Genomic DNA, 15113 nt, shown 5'->3' on the forward strand with positions numbered 1-15113 from the left:
GGGGATGATGGGCAACCAAAGCCGAAGGGCAGGGCTCAGGCGAAGGCGGAGGTGCCGGTGATGCCGCGGCCGATGATGAGGGCCTGCATGGTTTCGGTGCCTTCGTAGGTGTGGATGGCTTCGATGTCCGCAAGATGCCTGGCAACGCGGTTTTCCAGCAGGATGCCGTTGCCGCCCAGGAGGTCGCGGGCGTTGGAGGCGATGCCGCGTGCGGTGCGGGTGCAGGTGTACTTCACGAGGGACGCCTGCTCGGGCGTGAGCGTTCCGGCTTCATCAAGCCGGGTCATCTGCACCACCATCAGCTGCATGGTGGCCAGTTCACTGAGCATCCGCGCCAGGCGCTCCTGCACAATCTGGGACGCGGCCAGCGGCCGGCCGAACTGCTTGCGCTGTTTGGCGTACTGGACGGCCGTTTCGTAGCAGGCGGTGGCATGGCCGACGGCGGACCAGGCCACGCCCAACCGGGTCGCCAGCAGTACCCGGGCCGTGTCCTTGAAGGTGCGTGCCCCCGGCAGGACGTTCTCCTCGGGGACGAAGACGTCCTCCAGGCGGATGTGGGCCTGCCAGATGGCGCGGAGGGCAAGTTTGCCTTCGATTTTGGTTGCGGTGTAGCCGGGGGAGTCCTGCGGAACCAGGTAGCCGTGGACCTGGCCGTCGTCGCCCCGGGCCCAGACGATGCTGACGCCGCCCACGGAGCCGTTGCCGATCCACTTCTTTTCGCCGTTGAGCAGGAACCCGCCGTCCGTGCGGGTTGCCGTGGTTTCCAGAGCCACCGAGTCGGAGCCGTGCGTAGGCTCGGTGAGGGCGAACGCCGCGTATTCCGTGCCCCTGGCAATTGCCGGCAGCCAGCGTTCCTTCTGTGCCGCAGAGCCACATTCAGCCACGGAACGCAGTGCCAGGCCGCCCTGGACGGCAATCATCGTGGCCACGGAGCCGTCGCCCCGGCTGATTTCCATGTTCACCAGGCCGGCGGCCATGCTGCTCATGGGTGCGAAGCCCTCCACGGTGATGCCGTCGCGGAGCAGGTCCAGTTCGCCCAGGCGCTGGAGGAGGTGCAGTGGGTACTCGCCGCGTTCCCAGTAGCAGTCAATGACGGGCAGGACCTCGTCCTGGACAAAGCTGCGGGCGCGCTCCCAGTAGGCGCGGTCCTCGTCCCCGACGCCGGCCAGGATAGACGCCGGGTCCGTCCCGAGGGCTTCGGTCAGGACATATTCCGGCTCAACTGTTCCGGAGGGGAAACCGGCGGGATCCCCGGTGCGGGTGGGCGCGGGGCTGGGCGACGTCGTCGTCATTGAAAGCATCCTTTGAATCAGCGGCGGCGGGAGGGCCGGGGCCTTGTGGCCTGGACCACACCCTCCAAGGATGCAATGAAACCCAGTTCCACGTCAAGAAACTGGGTATCAAGAGGCTGTAGTGGCGGGTTGGGGCTAGGGGAGGGCGTCCCGGACCGCCTGGGCGATTGCGTCCTTGTCGGCGGGGCCGGGGAAAACCGTAACGACGACGGTCGGCGCAGGTGGGGCGGCAGCGGCCGCGCCCAGGAGCGCAGGCCGGAACGTATCCGCCAAAGCATGGAGTTCGGCAGCCAGGGCGGTGGCCCGCTGCCGGTCGCCCGCCAGGGTGTCTCCGGCACTGGGAGCGGCCCGCAGCCACTCCCGCAGGAACGCGTTGTGCACCGCCACTACCGCTGCAGCGAAGGCGACGGCCTTGTATTCGCGCCGGTCGTTCCGGGGCAGCTTGTCGCTCAGGTAGTGCAGGAACGCCCGCTCGTACCGGTGCGAGGTCACCAGCTCCCGGTCCCTGAGGGCCGGGACTGCCTGCAACAGCCCGTACCGGGCGCGGGAGGTCTGGGGGTTCCGCAAGTGGTGGTCGAAAACCAGCAGCGCTGCGTCCGCCACTGCAGCCAGCGGCTCGAGCCTGGATTCGGCGAGCCTTTCGTTGACCTGGTGCAGGATCCGCTCGTGGTCGGCGAAGACGACGTCCTCCTTGGACCCGAACCTGCGGAAGAACGTGCTGCGGCTCATGCCCGAGGCTTCTGCGAGTTCCTCGACCGACGTTGTGTCGAAACCCTGCTTCGCCAGGAGGCCAATGGCTGCGGCAACGGGCCCGTCGGCAGGATGCCCATCGACGGGACGGTGGGAAGGGGGCGAAGTCATGCGCCGAAATGTAGCACAGCTGCCCTCCGGCAGCTGGCGCGCCGCTGGCCCGCCGCCGGCTGCGGCAGGCCAGCGTGCGGCCGGGGGTCAGGCGCCCTGCCGCGCCCAGCCGGTCAGCTTGTCGGAAAGCTGCATGTAAGCCTCGTTGACCTGCTGCAGCTCCGGGTGGCTGTCGTGCCACTCCACGATTTCCCGGGCACCGTCCGCGAACGGGATGGCGGCGGTGTAGTCCGGGACCAGTGACTTGATCTTGGTGTTGTCGAAGACCACCGAATGGGACCGGTCGCCCAGGAGGTTGGAACCCAGTTCCTGGTCGTGGGCGGCGATGGTTTCAGACGCCACATGGACCAGCTCCGGTTCCCGGACCCCGGCCGCCCTCGCGAAGAGCCGGTAGATCTGGTTCCAGGGCAGGTACTCGTCGGAGGTGATGGTATAGCTTTCACCCACCGCCTGCGGCCGGCCGAGCAGGCCGACGAACGCCTTGGCAAAGTCCTTGCTGTGCGTCAGCGTCCACAGCGAGGTGCCGTCTCCGTGGACCATGACCGGGAGGCCGTTGCGCATCCGGTGGATGTCCGTCCAGCCGCCCACCATGGCGATCTTGGTGCGGTCATAAGTGTGCGACGGCCGCACCACCGTCAATGGAAAGTCATCCTCCCGGTAGGCCCGGAACAGCAGCTCCTCGCACGCGATCTTGTCCCGGGAGTAATGCCAGAACGGATTCTTCAACGGCGTGGACTCGCGGATGGGCAGCCTGGTGGGCGGCTTCTGGTACGCGGAGGCCGAGCTGATGAAGACGTATTGACCTGTCCGCTCCCGGAACAACTCCATGCTGGTTTGGGCCTGGTCCGGAGTGTAGGAGATGAAGTCCGCCACGGCGTCGAACTCCCTCCCGCCCAGCACCTCCCTGACGGAGGCCGCATCGCGGACGTCTGCGTGCAGCACTTCGGTGCCGTCGGGGACAGGCCTGCCGGACTGCCCCCGGTTCAGGATGGTCAGCCGGTGGCCCAGCGCGGCGGCGCGTTCTGCCGCCGCCGCGCTGATGACCCCGGTGCCGCCGATGAAAAGGATGCTCCTGGGCGCCGCCGTATCCGCGGCGATTGTGCCTACCACGCGTAGTCTTCCGGCGCCGTGCGGTGTCCCGGGAAGATATCGTCAAGCCGCTTGAGTGCGTCGGCATCGAGGGAGACATCCAGCGCGCGGATTGCGGCATCCAGCTGTTCCTGGGTCCTGGGGCCCACGATCGGCGCGGTCACGGCAGGCTGATGGAGGAGCCATGCGAGGGCCACGTCGCCGGGTTCGTGGCCCAGTTCGTCCGCGAAATCCTCGTACTGGCGGATCTGGTCCTCGTGCTTCTTCAGCGTTTCCGCGGCCCGTCCCTCCGTGCGGCGGACTCCCTGGCGTTCCTTCTTCAGCACGCCGCCCAGCAGCCCGCCCTGCAGCGGCGACCAGGGAATGAGGCCCAGCCCGTACTGCTGTGCCGCCGGGATGACTTCCAGTTCCACCTGGCGCATGAACAGGTTGTAGATGGACTGCTCGCTGACCAGGCCCGTGTAGTTCCGGCGGCGTGCCGCTTCCTGCGCCTGGGCGATGTGCCAGCCGGCGAAGTTGCTGCTGCCCGAGTACAGGATCTTGCCCTGCTGTACGGCCACTTCGATGGCCTGCCAGATCTCGTCCCACGGAGTGTCCCGGTCGACGTGGTGGAACTGGTACACATCGATGTAGTCCGTCTGCAGTCGCTTGAGGCTGGCATCCAGCGCGCGGCGGATGTTCAGTGCGGAGAGCTTGGACTCGTTGGGCCGGTCCGTCATGGTGCCGTAAAGCTTGGTGGCCAGGACGGTGTGCTCCCGGCGCTCGCCGCCCTTTGCAAACCAGCGCCCGATGATCTCCTCGGTCCAGCCGCGGTGGTCGGCGCCCCCGTACACGTTGGCGGTGTCGAAGAAGTTGATGCCGGCTTCGTGGGCCGAGTCCATGATGCTGTGGGCATCCGCCTCCTCCGTCTGCGGCCCAAAGTTCATGGTGCCCAGGCAGAGGCGGGAGACTTTCAGGCCGGAGCGGCCCAGATGGGTGTACTGCATGGAAGATCCTTTCAACGGGTAGGCATGCCAACCGGTGGGTGGGCCGGTTGGAACCTACATCTGGGTGAAGGAGGCGACGGCGGGATCGGAGCCAATGCGCGCACCGGACTCCAGTGCGGTGATGGCGGACAGTTCGTCTTCGGACAGCTTCAGGGACGAAGCGGCGAAGTTTTCCCGGATGCGGCCAGGGTTCGCGGATTTGGGAATGACGATGTTGCCGTTGGCGAGGTGCCAGGCGAGCACCACCTGGGCGGTGCTGGCGTCGTGGGCGTTGGCGATTGCGGTGACTGCGTTCCCGTTGAGGTCACCGCCCTGCCCCAGCGGGCTGTACGCCTCCACGGCGATTCCCAGGCTCCGGCACTTGGCGGCAAGGTCCGCCTGCTGGTAGCTGGGGTGAAGCTCGATCTGGTTGACGGCGGGCACTGTTTCCGCGGATTCCAGCAGGGTGTCCAGATGGTCGGAGAGGAAGTTGGAGACGCCGATGGCGCGGATCTCCTTGTTTTCGTACAGCCGCTCCAATTCCTTCCATGCCTGGACGAAGAGGCCCTGCGAAGGAACCGGCCAGTGGATGAGGTAGAGGTCGATGAAGTCCAGGCCCAGGGCCTTGCGGCTGTTCTGGAACGCTTCCTGGGCCCGGCCCTGCTCGCCGTTGCGGAGCTTGGTGGTCACGAAAATTTCCTCGCGGGGGATCCCGGTAGCTGCGAGCGCTGCCCCTACCCCTGCCTCGTTGCGGTACGCGGCAGCGGTGTCGATGTGGCGGTAGCCCGCTTCCAGCGCATCCTCCACGGTCCGCTGGGTATCCTCCGGCGGGACCTGGAAAACGCCGAAGCCAAGCTGCGGAATGATGACGCCGTTGTTGAGTGTCAGCTCTGACATGGATGTACTCCTTGGACGTATGGTGCTGAGGAATGAATGATGCCGGCTGCTCGACGAGTGGGGAACCAAAGTGAGAAATCGGTTTCCACCGGCTCACTCCTGAGCCTATGCACTTTCCGCCATCAAGTCAGCAGCCAAGGCTGATCCTGTTTTTCCTAGGACCGCCAGTCCTACCTTCGTTGTAGAGCCGGTCACGTCAACGCAGGCACAATGGTCTGCATGGGTCAAAGCGCCGAGTTCGGAAAATTCCTCAAAGCCATGCGGTCCCGGTTGAGCCCGGAGGTCGCCGGGACGGGGCCGAGTACGGGTGCCCGCAGGGTTCCGGGCCTTCGCCGGGAGGAAGTGGCGCGCCTGGCCGGGGTCAGCACCGATTACTACGTGCGGCTGGAGCAGGGCCGCAATATCCACCCGTCACGCACGGTCCTGGACGCCGTTGCCAGGGCCCTGCGGCTGGACAGCAGCGAGCACGCGCACATGCTGGACCTGCTCGAGAACTGCGCGGGTGCTCCCCGCGAACCGGGTGCCAATGCAGCCCAGGGCGTCCGGCCGGCGCTGCGCCAGCTCCTGGACGCGGTGGGGGAGGTGCCCGCGCTGGTGCTGGGCAGGCGCAACGACGTGCTGGCGGGCAACAGGATGGCGTTCCTCTTGTTCGCCGATTTCCCCGCGCTGCCGCCCGCGGAGCGGAACCTGACACGCTGGACCATCCTTGACCCGGCTGCGCGGGAACTCTTCAGGGACTGGAAAACCGTGGCGGCGGAAGCCGCAGGCTCCCTCCGCCTGGACGTGGGCCGGCACCCCAACGACCCCCAGGCGAACCACCTGGTGGGGGAGCTGGCGGTCCACAGCGAACACTTCCGCCAGTGGTGGGCGGGGCACCGGGTTGCCACCCGCGCTGCAGGCACCGTCCGGCTGCACCATCCCGCCGTGGGGGACCTGGAACTGAACTTCGAAAACCTGGTCCTGCCGGAGGACCCCGACCAGACGCTCCGCGTGTACTCCGCCCGGCCCGGATCGCCGTCGTCGGACGCCCTGGCGCTGCTGGGAAGCCTCGGGGCAGCCCCGGATGCAAGCCTGCCACGGGACCCTGCCGCGGTGGCCGAAAGCGGCGACGCGGGCTGACCGGCACGTAGATGGCCACGCCACTGTACATTCGTCCAGCGCCGTGGGGTGATTCTGGCCAGCCGCCCATTGGTGGCGGCCCGGCCCTTTCCTAGGGTGGGAGTACCAGCTTTCCCTGCCCAGTTCTTATCACCCCAGGATGGTCTCAACGATGAAACGCATCGCCCTGCTGAAGGAGCGCCAGGCCTCTGCCGGCGCCGCCTCCACCGCCACCGGTTCCCACTGCCCGGCCTCCGGCCTCTGGAGCCCCGACATCGATCCCCACACTGTCCTGTCCTTCTTCGAGGGCCACGTGTTCCCGGCATTCGACGGCGTGCCCACTGTCTGGCGGCGCCGCAGCCCCGGCACGGCAAACTAGGTCCTGCCTTAAACACAACTGGCCCGCAGCCAACATCGTCAGGAACGTGTTGGCTGCGGGTCAGCCGTGTTTGGCGTTAGTGCTCTTCCAGGCGGAAGCCAATCTTGATGGTGACCTGCCAATCTGCGACCTTTCCGTCCTCCAGGTGGCCGCGGACCTCCTTGACCTCAAACCAGTCGAGGTTCCGCAGGGTCTGGGATGCCTTGGCAATGCCGTTGCGGACGGCGTCGTCCACGCCCTCGGTGGAGGTGCCGACAATTTCAGAAATGCTGTACGTGTGGTTGGACAACTTCGCTCCTCGTGATCGTCGATGCTCCCGGTTGCGGGCCGTTCCTGAAGCCTAGTAGGACTGCGGGAGCGTTGAACAGGGGCCCGGGGCAATCAGGACCGTGGCACGGGAGGCTACTTGGAGTCCAGCACCAGCTGCTTCAAGTCATCGAGCGTCTGCTGCATGTGCGCGTCCATGGCCTGGCGTGACCGGTCAGGGTCACGGGATTCCAAGGCCTCGGCAATGTTCTGGTGATGGCCGATTGCGTGCTCCTGGATCGCAGGGACAGCGGAGGTCTCGGTCCTGCGCTTTTCCAGCACGCGATGCAGCGGCTCAAACAGGACCGACACGAACACATTCCCGGATGCGCGCAGGATGACGTCATGGAAGGCAAGGTCCGCTTCCACGAAAGCGGCAACATCGTTGATGCTGTGGGCGGCCTTCATCGCGGAAATGTAGTTGAAAAGGGAGGTGATGTCTTCCTCGACAATCCGTCCTGCGGCAAGTTCACAGGCTCCCGTTTCGAGCATCCTGCGCAGCTCGATCAGCTGGATGGAGGCATCGGCGTCGTTCTTGCCCTCGGATGCGGCGCGAAGGACGGCTTCGAGGGAGGCCCAGCGGCTCAGGGGATTGACGAAGGTGCCCCGGCCGCGCTCCACGCTGAGGATGCGCTGGGCCTGCAGCGTCTTCATCGCCTCGCGGACCGTCATGCGGCTGACCTCGTGGCGGGCACTCAGTTCATGCTCGCCGGGAACCGTGGAGCCGGGCGGAAACTCGCCTTCGATGATGCGGTCCAGCAGCTCATCGGCCACCACGCCCACCAGTGACTTCCTTGCCATGTTGCCCCCGATCGCTCTTTCCGGCCGACGCCTGGCGGATATGTCAGACAAGTGTACTTGCGTGTCCGTATGCCGTGTGCCACACTAATTTTCAGATGCAAGATGTCAGACATCTTACAGTTACCTTTACATCTGGATCCGCGAGCCCGGATCGCTACACAACGGAGTGCACTGTGACGTATGAAGCAGACGTTCTGGCCGCCTATCCGGCAGACCTTGAGATTCCCGCCGGGCTGGTTGCCGGCGCGCTGGCCGCTTCCAACGCAGCGGTTCCCCGCGTCCTGGTAGTGCTCGACGACGACCCCACCGGCACGCAGTCCGTGGCAGACCTGCCCGTGCTCACCCGTTGGGAAGTGGAAGACTTCACCTGGGCCTTCGGCCAGGGCAAGCCCGCCGTGTATGTCCTGACCAACACCCGCAGCCTTGACCCGGCGGAGGCGGCAGCCCGCAACGAGGAAGTGGTCCGCAACGCCCTGGCCGCAGCAGGGCAGCAGGACTCCGCTGGTTCCAGTCTTCGGCTGGGTTTCGTCAGCCGCAGCGATTCCACCCTCCGCGGCCACTTCCCCCTGGAGCCGGACGTCATTGCAGCCACCGTGGCCAAGGTCAGTGGAGAAAAGACCGACGGCGTTGTCCTGGTTCCGGCCTTCCCCGACGCCGGCAGGCTCACCATTGGCGGCGTCCACTACATGCGCGGCACCGGCGACGCCAAGGGCACCCTGGTCCCGGTCTCCGAAACGGAGTTCGCCAAGGACGCGTCCTTCGGCTTCAGCACCTCCGTCATGGCGGACTACGTCGCGGAAAAATCGCAGGGCAGGTTCCCGGCAGATTCCGTGATCGTCCTGGACCTGAACACCATCCGCGCCGGTGCCTCCGCCCAGGACCCGGCCATCTCCGCCAAAGCGATTGCCGACGCCATCGAACCGGCCACCGATTCCACGCCCATCGTCGCGGACATCGTCACCGAGAACGACTTCCGCGCACTGGCCTTGGGCCTGGAAGAAGCCGAGCGCCGCGGCAAGAAGCTGCTGTACCGCGTTGGCCCGCCGTTCGTCCGGGGCCGCATCGGCCAGGACATCCGCGCCGCGCTGACCTCCGAGGAGGCTTACGCGGGCAACACGCCGTCGGAGGCCGGTGGCCTGATCGTGGTGGGCTCGCACGTCGGCGTCACCACGCGCCAGCTCAACGTCCTCACCGCGGAACACAGCTCCGCCCGGATCATCGAGATCGACGTCGAGAAACTCCTTGGTGCCGAGCCGGACGCCAAGGCGCACCTGGACCAGACCGTTGAGGCCGTCGTCGAAGCCCTCCACGCCGGCGACGTCATCGTGCACACCAGCCGGCTGCTCATCAAGACCGATGACCCCGCCGAAAGCCTGCGGATCGCACGGACCGTTTCCGCCGCCGTCGTGGACGTGGTCAACCGCACGCTGAAGACCTTCCCGCCCCGGTTCGTCATCGCCAAGGGCGGCATCACGTCCTCGGACGTCGCAGCCCACGGCCTGGAAATCCGCCACGCCATTGTCCGCGGCCCGATGCTGCCCGGCATCGTCAGCCTCTGGGAACCGGTCGACGGCCCCGCCAAGGGCATCCCGTACATCGTGTTCGCCGGGAACGTGGGCGACGACGACTCCCTGGCCCAGGTCACCCGCAAGCTCAGCAGCACTTTCTAATTCCCACCGGCTCCACGGGCCGGGCCCCCGCCGGCGAGGGCCGGGCAAATTTCAAGGAGAAACACCATGACCAGCAACTACACCGTCACCGTCCTGGGCCTCGGCGCCATGGGCCTGCCCATGGCCACCCGCCTGGCCTCGCAGTTGACCGTCCACGGCTTCGACATCGCCGAACCCCGCCTGGAACTTGCCCGGGAAGCCGGGATTGCCACCTTCAGCACGGCCCGCGAAGCCGCCAAGGGTGCCGACGCCGTCCTCCTGGCCGTCCGCAATGGTGAACAGCTCAACGACGTCCTCTTCGGGGAGAACGGTGTGGCCTCCGTCCTGGAACCGGGCGCCGTCGTCATCCTCGGCAGCACGGTGGGCACCGACGCCATCCCCGCCACGGTCGCCAAGCTGGCCGAATACGGCGTGGACCTGGTGGACGCTCCGCTGTCCGGCGGCCCCAAGCGCGCCGGCGAAGGCGACCTGCTGATCGTCGTCGGCGCATCCCCCGAAGCCCGCGAAAAGGCCGCCCCCGCCCTGGACCTGCTCGCCTCCACCCTCACCGTGGTGGGCGACAACCCCGGCGACGGCCAGGCCCTGAAGACCGTCAACCAGCTCCTGTGCGGCGTCCACATCGCCGCCGCCGCCGAGGCCCTGGCCCTGGCCGACGCCCTGGGGCTGGACCAGGCCAAGACACTTGCCGCCCTGGAAGCAGGCGCGGCCGGTTCCTTCATGCTCTCCAACCGCGGACCCCGCATCCTGGAGGCCTACAACGAGGAAGGTGCCGAAGTGCTGTCCCGCCTGGACATCTTCGTCAAGGACATGGGCATCGTGGGCAAGGCAACCCGCGCCGCCGGCCTGGCAGCCCCCGTTGCTGCCGCCGCCGAACAGCTCTACCTCCTGGGCCAGGCCCAGGGCCTCGCCGCCGCCGATGACTCCGCCGTCATCAAGGTGGTCGCGCCCGCCAAGCGCACCAAGTAAGCCACCCCTCCTGCCCTTGCGGCACAAGACGTACGACGACGGCGGTCCCCCTCCGCCGTCGTCGTGCCTCCCAGCGTTGCTTAAGCGCAGTCCCGCAACGTTTATCCCCACCCACCATTCCCTGATGCCGCCCTGCCCCGGACCGGCACGTCAAAGGAGACATCCCCCCGTGAACCACCTGATGAGCCCGCTGATACAGCGGGCGGCCGATGCCCCGGCCATCAAGCCCGCCGTTGAGCTGGGCACCCCGGTACTGCTCACCATCGCAGCGGTGGGCATCGCCATCCTGCTGGTGATGATCATCCGCTTCAAGATCCAGGCCTTCGTGGCCCTGCTCACCGTCAGCATCCTGGTGGCCGTGGCGGCAACCATCCCGCTGCAGGACATCTTTACCGTGGTCTCCAGCGGCGTGGGCAGCACCATGGGCAAGGTTGCCATCCTGATCGCGCTCGGCGCCGTGCTGGGCCGCATGATCGAGGTGTCCGGCGGCGTCCAGTCCCTCGCGGACCACTTCACCCGCAAGCTCGGGGCCAAGCGCGTTGCCGTGGCGCTGACCGCCGTCGGCTTCCTGGTGGCCATCCCCGTGTTCTTCGAGGTGGGCATCATCGTGCTGGTGCCCATCGTGTACGCCTTCGCCAAGATCGCCAAGGTCCACCCCGTGAAGTTCGGCCTCCCCATGGCCGGCATCATGCTCGCCATCCACGTGGCAGTACCCCCGCACCCCGGAATCGTCGCCGGGGCCGGCGTGCTTGGTGCCGACATCGGACTCATCGCCCTGATCTCACTGCTGATCTGCGTGCCCCTGGGCTTCCTGTCCTACTGGGTTGCGTCCATCATGAACCGCAAGGACTATGAGCTGCTGCCGGTCGTGAAGGCCCAAGTGGAGGAGTTCGGCTCCAAGTCACTGGTCAAGGTGGGCCATGACGGTCCCGGGGCCGCCGCCATCGCACCCCGCGCCCGGGCCTGATCATCTTCCTGATCGCAGCGCCCATTGTGCAGATCCTGCTCGGTACCGTCGGCACCCTGGTGATCCCCAAGTCCGATCCGCTGTATGGCCTCGCTGCCTTCATCGGCAACCCCTTCCTGGCCCTGCTGGTGGCCGTGGCGCTGTCCTTCTTCCTGCTGGCTGTCCGCCGCGGCTGGTCCTTCAAGGAAACCGGCGAGATCTTCGAAGGCTCCCTTCCTCCCATCGCCTCCATCCTGATGGTGGTGGCCGCCGGCGGCGTGTTCGGCAACGTGCTGCAGGTCTCCGGCATCGGGTCGGCGCTGTCCAAGACCCTGGACACCCTCGGCGTTCCGCTGCTGCTGCTCGGCTTCATCATCTCGCTGGCCCTCCGCGCCGCCCAGGGTTCGGCCACCGTGGCCATCGTGACCACCACCGGCCTGCTGTCCGCAGCAGTCAGCGGCGGCGGCTACAGCCCGGCGCAGATCGCAGTAATCGTGATCGCCATCGGCTTCGGCGCCCTGGGCCTGTCCCACGTGACTGACGCCGGCTTCTGGGTAGTGGTCCGCTACTACGGCCTCACCGTCTCCGACGGCCTCAAGACCTGGACCGTCCTGACCACCATCCTGGGCGTGGCCGGCTTCCTGCTGACCTTCGTCGCCTGGATCCTGGTGGGAGGCCTGGGCGCCTGATGCAAACCCGCCTGGACCACCTGGTCACCTCCGCCCTCCAGCAGGGCTCCGCAGTGCCGGCCTTCACCTGCTACGACTTCACCACCGCGCTGGCCGTGGTGGGCGCCGCCGAGGAATCCGGCAGGGGCGTGATCCTGCTGGTGGCACCCAAGACCGCCGCCACCGCGAACGGCCTCCGGCTGATCTCGGCGCTGCGTGGCCTGGCCGACGCCGCCCGCGTCCCCGTCGCGGTGCAGCTCGACCACGCCTCCGACCTCCACGTGATGGCCGACGCCGTCACGGCAGGGGCGGATTCGGTCCTCGCCGACGGTTCCTCCCTTCCCTACGAGGACAACATTGCGCTGGTCCAGGCTGCGCGTGCGCTGCTGGGCTCCGACGTGGTGCTTGAGGCGGAACTCGGTGGCCTGGCCGGGGACGAGGACCGTGCCTTCGGCGTCGACCCGCTGGATGCCGCGGGGCCAGCCAGGCATCGACGTGGCAGGCCTGACCGACTCCGCGCAGGTGGAGGACTTCGTGTTCCGCACCGGGGCCGAACTGCTGGCCGTCGCAGTGGGCAACGTCCACGGCAAGTACAAGGGCGAGCCGCGGCTGCGCTGGGACGTGCTGCAGGACATCGCGGCGCGGATCCACATTCCGCTGGTGCTGCACGGTGCCTCCGGCATCCCCGCGGAAGAGCTGGTCAAGGCCGCGGCCATGAACGTTGGCAAGGTCAACTTCAACACCGAACTGCGGACCGGCGTCCTTGCCACGCTCCAGGACCAGCTTCCCGCGCACCGTGCCGACGGTGAGAACCTGCAGGGGCTGCTGGCTTTGTGGAACACGTCGGCGAAGGGCTTCGCTGCCACCACGCTGGCCACGCTGGCACGGTAACGGGAACGAATCTTCCACGAACGGGAGGCCAGGATCAAGCAGCCGGTCCTGGCCTCCTCCTTTCCGACTTCATCCCGCCTGCCAGGCGGGATGGAGGTTTTCGCCGGGAGGCTAGGATCGAGCAATGATCCTGGCCTCCCTTCTCTTTGCCTTCCTTGCCGCCGCACTGCACGTCTTCATCTTCACCATGGAGTCGCTGACCTGGACCCGGCCCGCGACGTGGAAGCGCTTTGGGGTTGCCTCCCAGGCGGACGCGGAGACCACCAGGCCGCTGGCGTACAACCAGGGCTTCTATAACCTGTTCCTGGCCGTCGGGGCGTTCATTGGCGTGGGGCTCGTGGCGTTTGGCGGGGCGGGATCGATGCAGGACGTGGCAGGCTGGACCCTGATCTTCAGCTGCTGCGGTTCCATGCTGCTGGCGGCCGCCGTCCTGGCGTTCACCGGACGCAAGTACCTCCGCGCCGCGGCAACCCAGGGCACCACGCCGCTGCTCGCCGTCGTGCTCGGACTGCTTGCAGTGCTGCAATAGGGGCAGAAGGGGCGTAAGTCCTTAAACCCGCGCAGGCAACGGGGGCACAATAGTGCCGTGGGCAGCGTCGAGCCGTTGTAGGTCCCATGCACAGCACCGAAGGGCGGGGGACAGGAACCGGGGCGGACACGGTGGACCGTGATCCGGCCATCGACCTTGTCCGGTTCATGTGCCTGGCGCTGGTGGTGGTGGGGCACTCCATGATGGTCAGCCCGGTCCTGCACCCGGACGGAACAGTCACCAGTGAGAACACCCTGGCCCAGCAGGACTGGTTCGAGCCCATCATCTGGATCTTCATGGTCATGCCCCTGTTCTTCGTCACCGGTGGCGTGACCGGACTGCAGTCCTGGCGCCGGCTAAAGGCAAGCGGAGGCACCGCAGCCCAGTTCATCCGCGCCCGGCTCCTGCGCCTTCTCCGCCCGGCCACCCCTTTGCTGGCCACGATGGTGGTGGGTTTGTCCGTGGCGGCCGCGCTCGGCGTGGACCGGCAGGTGGTCCAGCTCATGGCAGCCGGGGCGGCCATGCCCCTGTGGTTCCTGGCCGCCTACCTCGCGGCACAGCTGAACATCCCGGCCCTGGCGGCACTGCATGCGCGGGCGCCCTGGCTTGGCTTCTGCCTGCTCACCGGGCTCGTGTTTGCCGTCGACTGCCTGCGGGGCGTCCTGCCGGACCTCGCCAACGTCAACCTGGTGTTCGTATGGTGCGCGGTCCAGCAACTGGGTTTCCTGGCCGCCGACGGCTACTTTTCCCGTCTTTCCCGTTCCGAACTGCTGGGCATCGCCGTGGCCGGACACCTGCTGCTGGGACTCGTGACCGGGCTGGGGCTGTACCGCGGAAACATGCTGGTGAACCTCAACCCGCCCAACCTGACCCTGGTGATCCTGGCCGTCCCGCAGCTGGCCACGATGGAACTGGCGCGTCCGGTCCTGGCGCCTTTGGCCGGGGTGGGCTGGATCGGCCGGCTGCTGGTGCTGGCCGGCAGCAGATCCCTCACGGTGTACCTGTGGCACCTGCCGCTGCTGGTGGGCATGTCCGGGCTGCTGCTCCTGGCGCCGATCCCCAAGCCCGGCGCCGGCACCGCTGCATGGTGGTGGTCGCGGCCCCTGGTGGTCCTCGCGCTGCTCATCCTGCTCCTGCCGGTGGCCGCCGCGTTTGGCCACCTGGAGGAACGGACGACGACGGCCGTCACCCTGCGCTGCCGGCCCGCCACGGCGGGGGCCGCCGTCGTTGTGGTCTTCATCCCCGTGGCGGACGCCGCGCTCAGCGGACTGTCACCGGGACTGCTGGCCGCCGGCACGGTGTGTTTCTCGGTGGCGATCGTTTTGCTGGGCGGTTTTCCGCTGCGGCGCCGGCAACCATACCGGCGCCGCCATGGCCGAAGGACCATTGCCAGCGGACTGAAGTAGTGCCAGTGTCGAACCATGACCGAGAACACCACGTCCGCTGAGGACAAGTTCACCGCAAATGTCTCGCTGCGGCGCAATGACGCACAGCACCGGTACGAACTCCTGGTGGACGGCAGACTGGCTGTCCAGGCCTTTTTCCACGACCTTCCCGGGCACATCGATTTCACCCACACCGAGACCGGCGAGGATTTCGAGGGACAAGGCCTGGGCAAGGTCCTTGCACACTTTGCCCTGGATGACGTGGTAGCCACCGGCAAGCGGATCATTCCGCACTGCCCGTTCATTTCCAGCTACCTGCGAAAGCACGAAGGCTACGAACAATTCGTCGATTGGCCGGAGCGCTGATCTT

General features: G+C 67.1%; 14 protein-coding genes and 2 pseudogenes. 9 read left to right on the top strand and 7 right to left on the bottom strand.

Going from position 1 to position 15113, the window contains the following annotated elements; translation table 11 throughout:
• Positions 1–35 precede the first annotated feature (35 nt).
• The 5 genes from NMQ03_RS02090 to NMQ03_RS02110 all read right to left on the bottom strand — a co-directional run bounded on the left by NMQ03_RS02090 (position 36) and on the right by NMQ03_RS02110 (position 5104).
• Positions 36–1292: an acyl-CoA dehydrogenase family protein gene (locus NMQ03_RS02090; RefSeq protein ID WP_255174183.1), complete on the bottom strand. Its 1257-nt coding sequence runs from the start codon at positions 1290–1292 to the stop codon at positions 36–38.
• 135 nt (positions 1293–1427) lie between these two features.
• Positions 1428–2153: a TetR/AcrR family transcriptional regulator gene (locus NMQ03_RS02095; RefSeq protein ID WP_255174184.1), complete on the bottom strand. Its 726-nt coding sequence runs from the start codon at positions 2151–2153 to the stop codon at positions 1428–1430.
• Positions 2154–2240: 87 nt separating this feature from the next.
• Positions 2241–3263, bottom strand: coding sequence for an NAD-dependent epimerase/dehydratase family protein (locus tag NMQ03_RS02100; protein ID WP_255174185.1), 1023 nt, complete (start codon positions 3261–3263; stop codon positions 2241–2243).
• The gene (locus tag NMQ03_RS02105) at positions 3257–4228 is read right to left on the bottom strand and encodes an aldo/keto reductase (RefSeq protein ID WP_255174186.1); all 972 of its coding nucleotides are present in this window, start codon (positions 4226–4228) and stop codon (positions 3257–3259) included. The genes NMQ03_RS02100 and NMQ03_RS02105 overlap by 7 nt, the downstream gene beginning before the upstream one ends.
• 54 nt (positions 4229–4282) lie before the next feature.
• A complete protein-coding gene (locus NMQ03_RS02110; RefSeq protein ID WP_255174187.1) occupies positions 4283–5104 on the bottom strand; it encodes an aldo/keto reductase in 822 nt (273 codons plus the stop codon).
• A 219-nt stretch (positions 5105–5323) separates the two neighbouring features.
• Between NMQ03_RS02110 and NMQ03_RS02115 the strand changes: the two genes are divergently transcribed.
• Both NMQ03_RS02115 and NMQ03_RS02120 read left to right on the top strand, forming a co-directional pair.
• The gene (locus tag NMQ03_RS02115) at positions 5324–6223 is read left to right on the top strand and encodes a helix-turn-helix domain-containing protein (protein ID WP_255174188.1); all 900 of its coding nucleotides are present in this window, start codon (positions 5324–5326) and stop codon (positions 6221–6223) included.
• A 151-nt stretch (positions 6224–6374) separates the two neighbouring features.
• Positions 6375–6581 carry a hypothetical protein gene (locus tag NMQ03_RS02120; protein ID WP_159633882.1) on the top strand — a complete coding sequence of 69 codons (207 nt, stop codon included), beginning with the start codon at positions 6375–6377 and terminating at the stop codon, positions 6579–6581.
• Between the two features lie 76 nt (positions 6582–6657).
• Here the strand turns inward: NMQ03_RS02120 and NMQ03_RS02125 are convergent, their stop codons facing one another.
• Together NMQ03_RS02125 and NMQ03_RS02130 are read right to left on the bottom strand one after the other, a co-directional pair.
• Positions 6658–6870: a dodecin gene (locus tag NMQ03_RS02125; RefSeq protein ID WP_142131425.1), complete on the bottom strand. Its 213-nt coding sequence runs from the start codon at positions 6868–6870 to the stop codon at positions 6658–6660.
• A 113-nt stretch (positions 6871–6983) separates the two neighbouring features.
• Positions 6984–7688, bottom strand: a complete 705-nt coding sequence (locus NMQ03_RS02130; RefSeq protein ID WP_255174189.1) for a FadR/GntR family transcriptional regulator — start codon at positions 7686–7688, stop codon at positions 6984–6986.
• Positions 7689–7861: 173 nt separating this feature from the next.
• Here NMQ03_RS02130 and NMQ03_RS02135 point away from each other — a divergent pair, with 173 nt between their 5' ends.
• From NMQ03_RS02135 to NMQ03_RS02165, 7 genes and pseudogenes are all read left to right on the top strand, one after another.
• Positions 7862–9358 (top strand): four-carbon acid sugar kinase family protein, encoded by a 1497-nt coding sequence (locus NMQ03_RS02135; protein WP_255174190.1) that lies wholly within the window; start codon positions 7862–7864, stop codon positions 9356–9358.
• A 66-nt stretch (positions 9359–9424) separates the two neighbouring features.
• Entirely contained in the window at positions 9425–10324 is a 900-nt protein-coding gene (locus NMQ03_RS02140) for an NAD(P)-dependent oxidoreductase (RefSeq protein ID WP_224024499.1), read from the top strand.
• A gap of 169 nt (positions 10325–10493) precedes the next feature.
• Positions 10494–11959: pseudogene (locus tag NMQ03_RS02145) on the top strand (GntP family transporter).
• A pseudogene (locus tag NMQ03_RS02150) lies at positions 11959–12829 on the top strand (class II fructose-bisphosphate aldolase). The pseudogenes NMQ03_RS02145 and NMQ03_RS02150 overlap by 1 nt, the downstream one beginning before the upstream one ends.
• A 124-nt stretch (positions 12830–12953) precedes the next feature.
• Entirely contained in the window at positions 12954–13358 is a 405-nt protein-coding gene (locus NMQ03_RS02155) for a DUF1304 domain-containing protein (RefSeq protein WP_255174191.1), read from the top strand.
• 86 nt (positions 13359–13444) lie between these two features.
• Positions 13445–14764: an acyltransferase gene (locus NMQ03_RS02160; RefSeq protein WP_255174192.1), complete on the top strand. Its 1320-nt coding sequence runs from the start codon at positions 13445–13447 to the stop codon at positions 14762–14764.
• Positions 14765–14779: 15 nt separating this feature from the next.
• The gene (locus NMQ03_RS02165; protein WP_159633855.1) at positions 14780–15109 is read left to right on the top strand and encodes a GNAT family N-acetyltransferase; all 330 of its coding nucleotides are present in this window, start codon (positions 14780–14782) and stop codon (positions 15107–15109) included.
• Positions 15110–15113 lie beyond the last annotated feature (4 nt).

The sequence above is a fragment of the Arthrobacter sp. DNA4 genome, from assembly GCF_024362385.1.
Classification (GTDB): Bacteria; Actinomycetota; Actinomycetes; order Actinomycetales; family Micrococcaceae; genus Arthrobacter.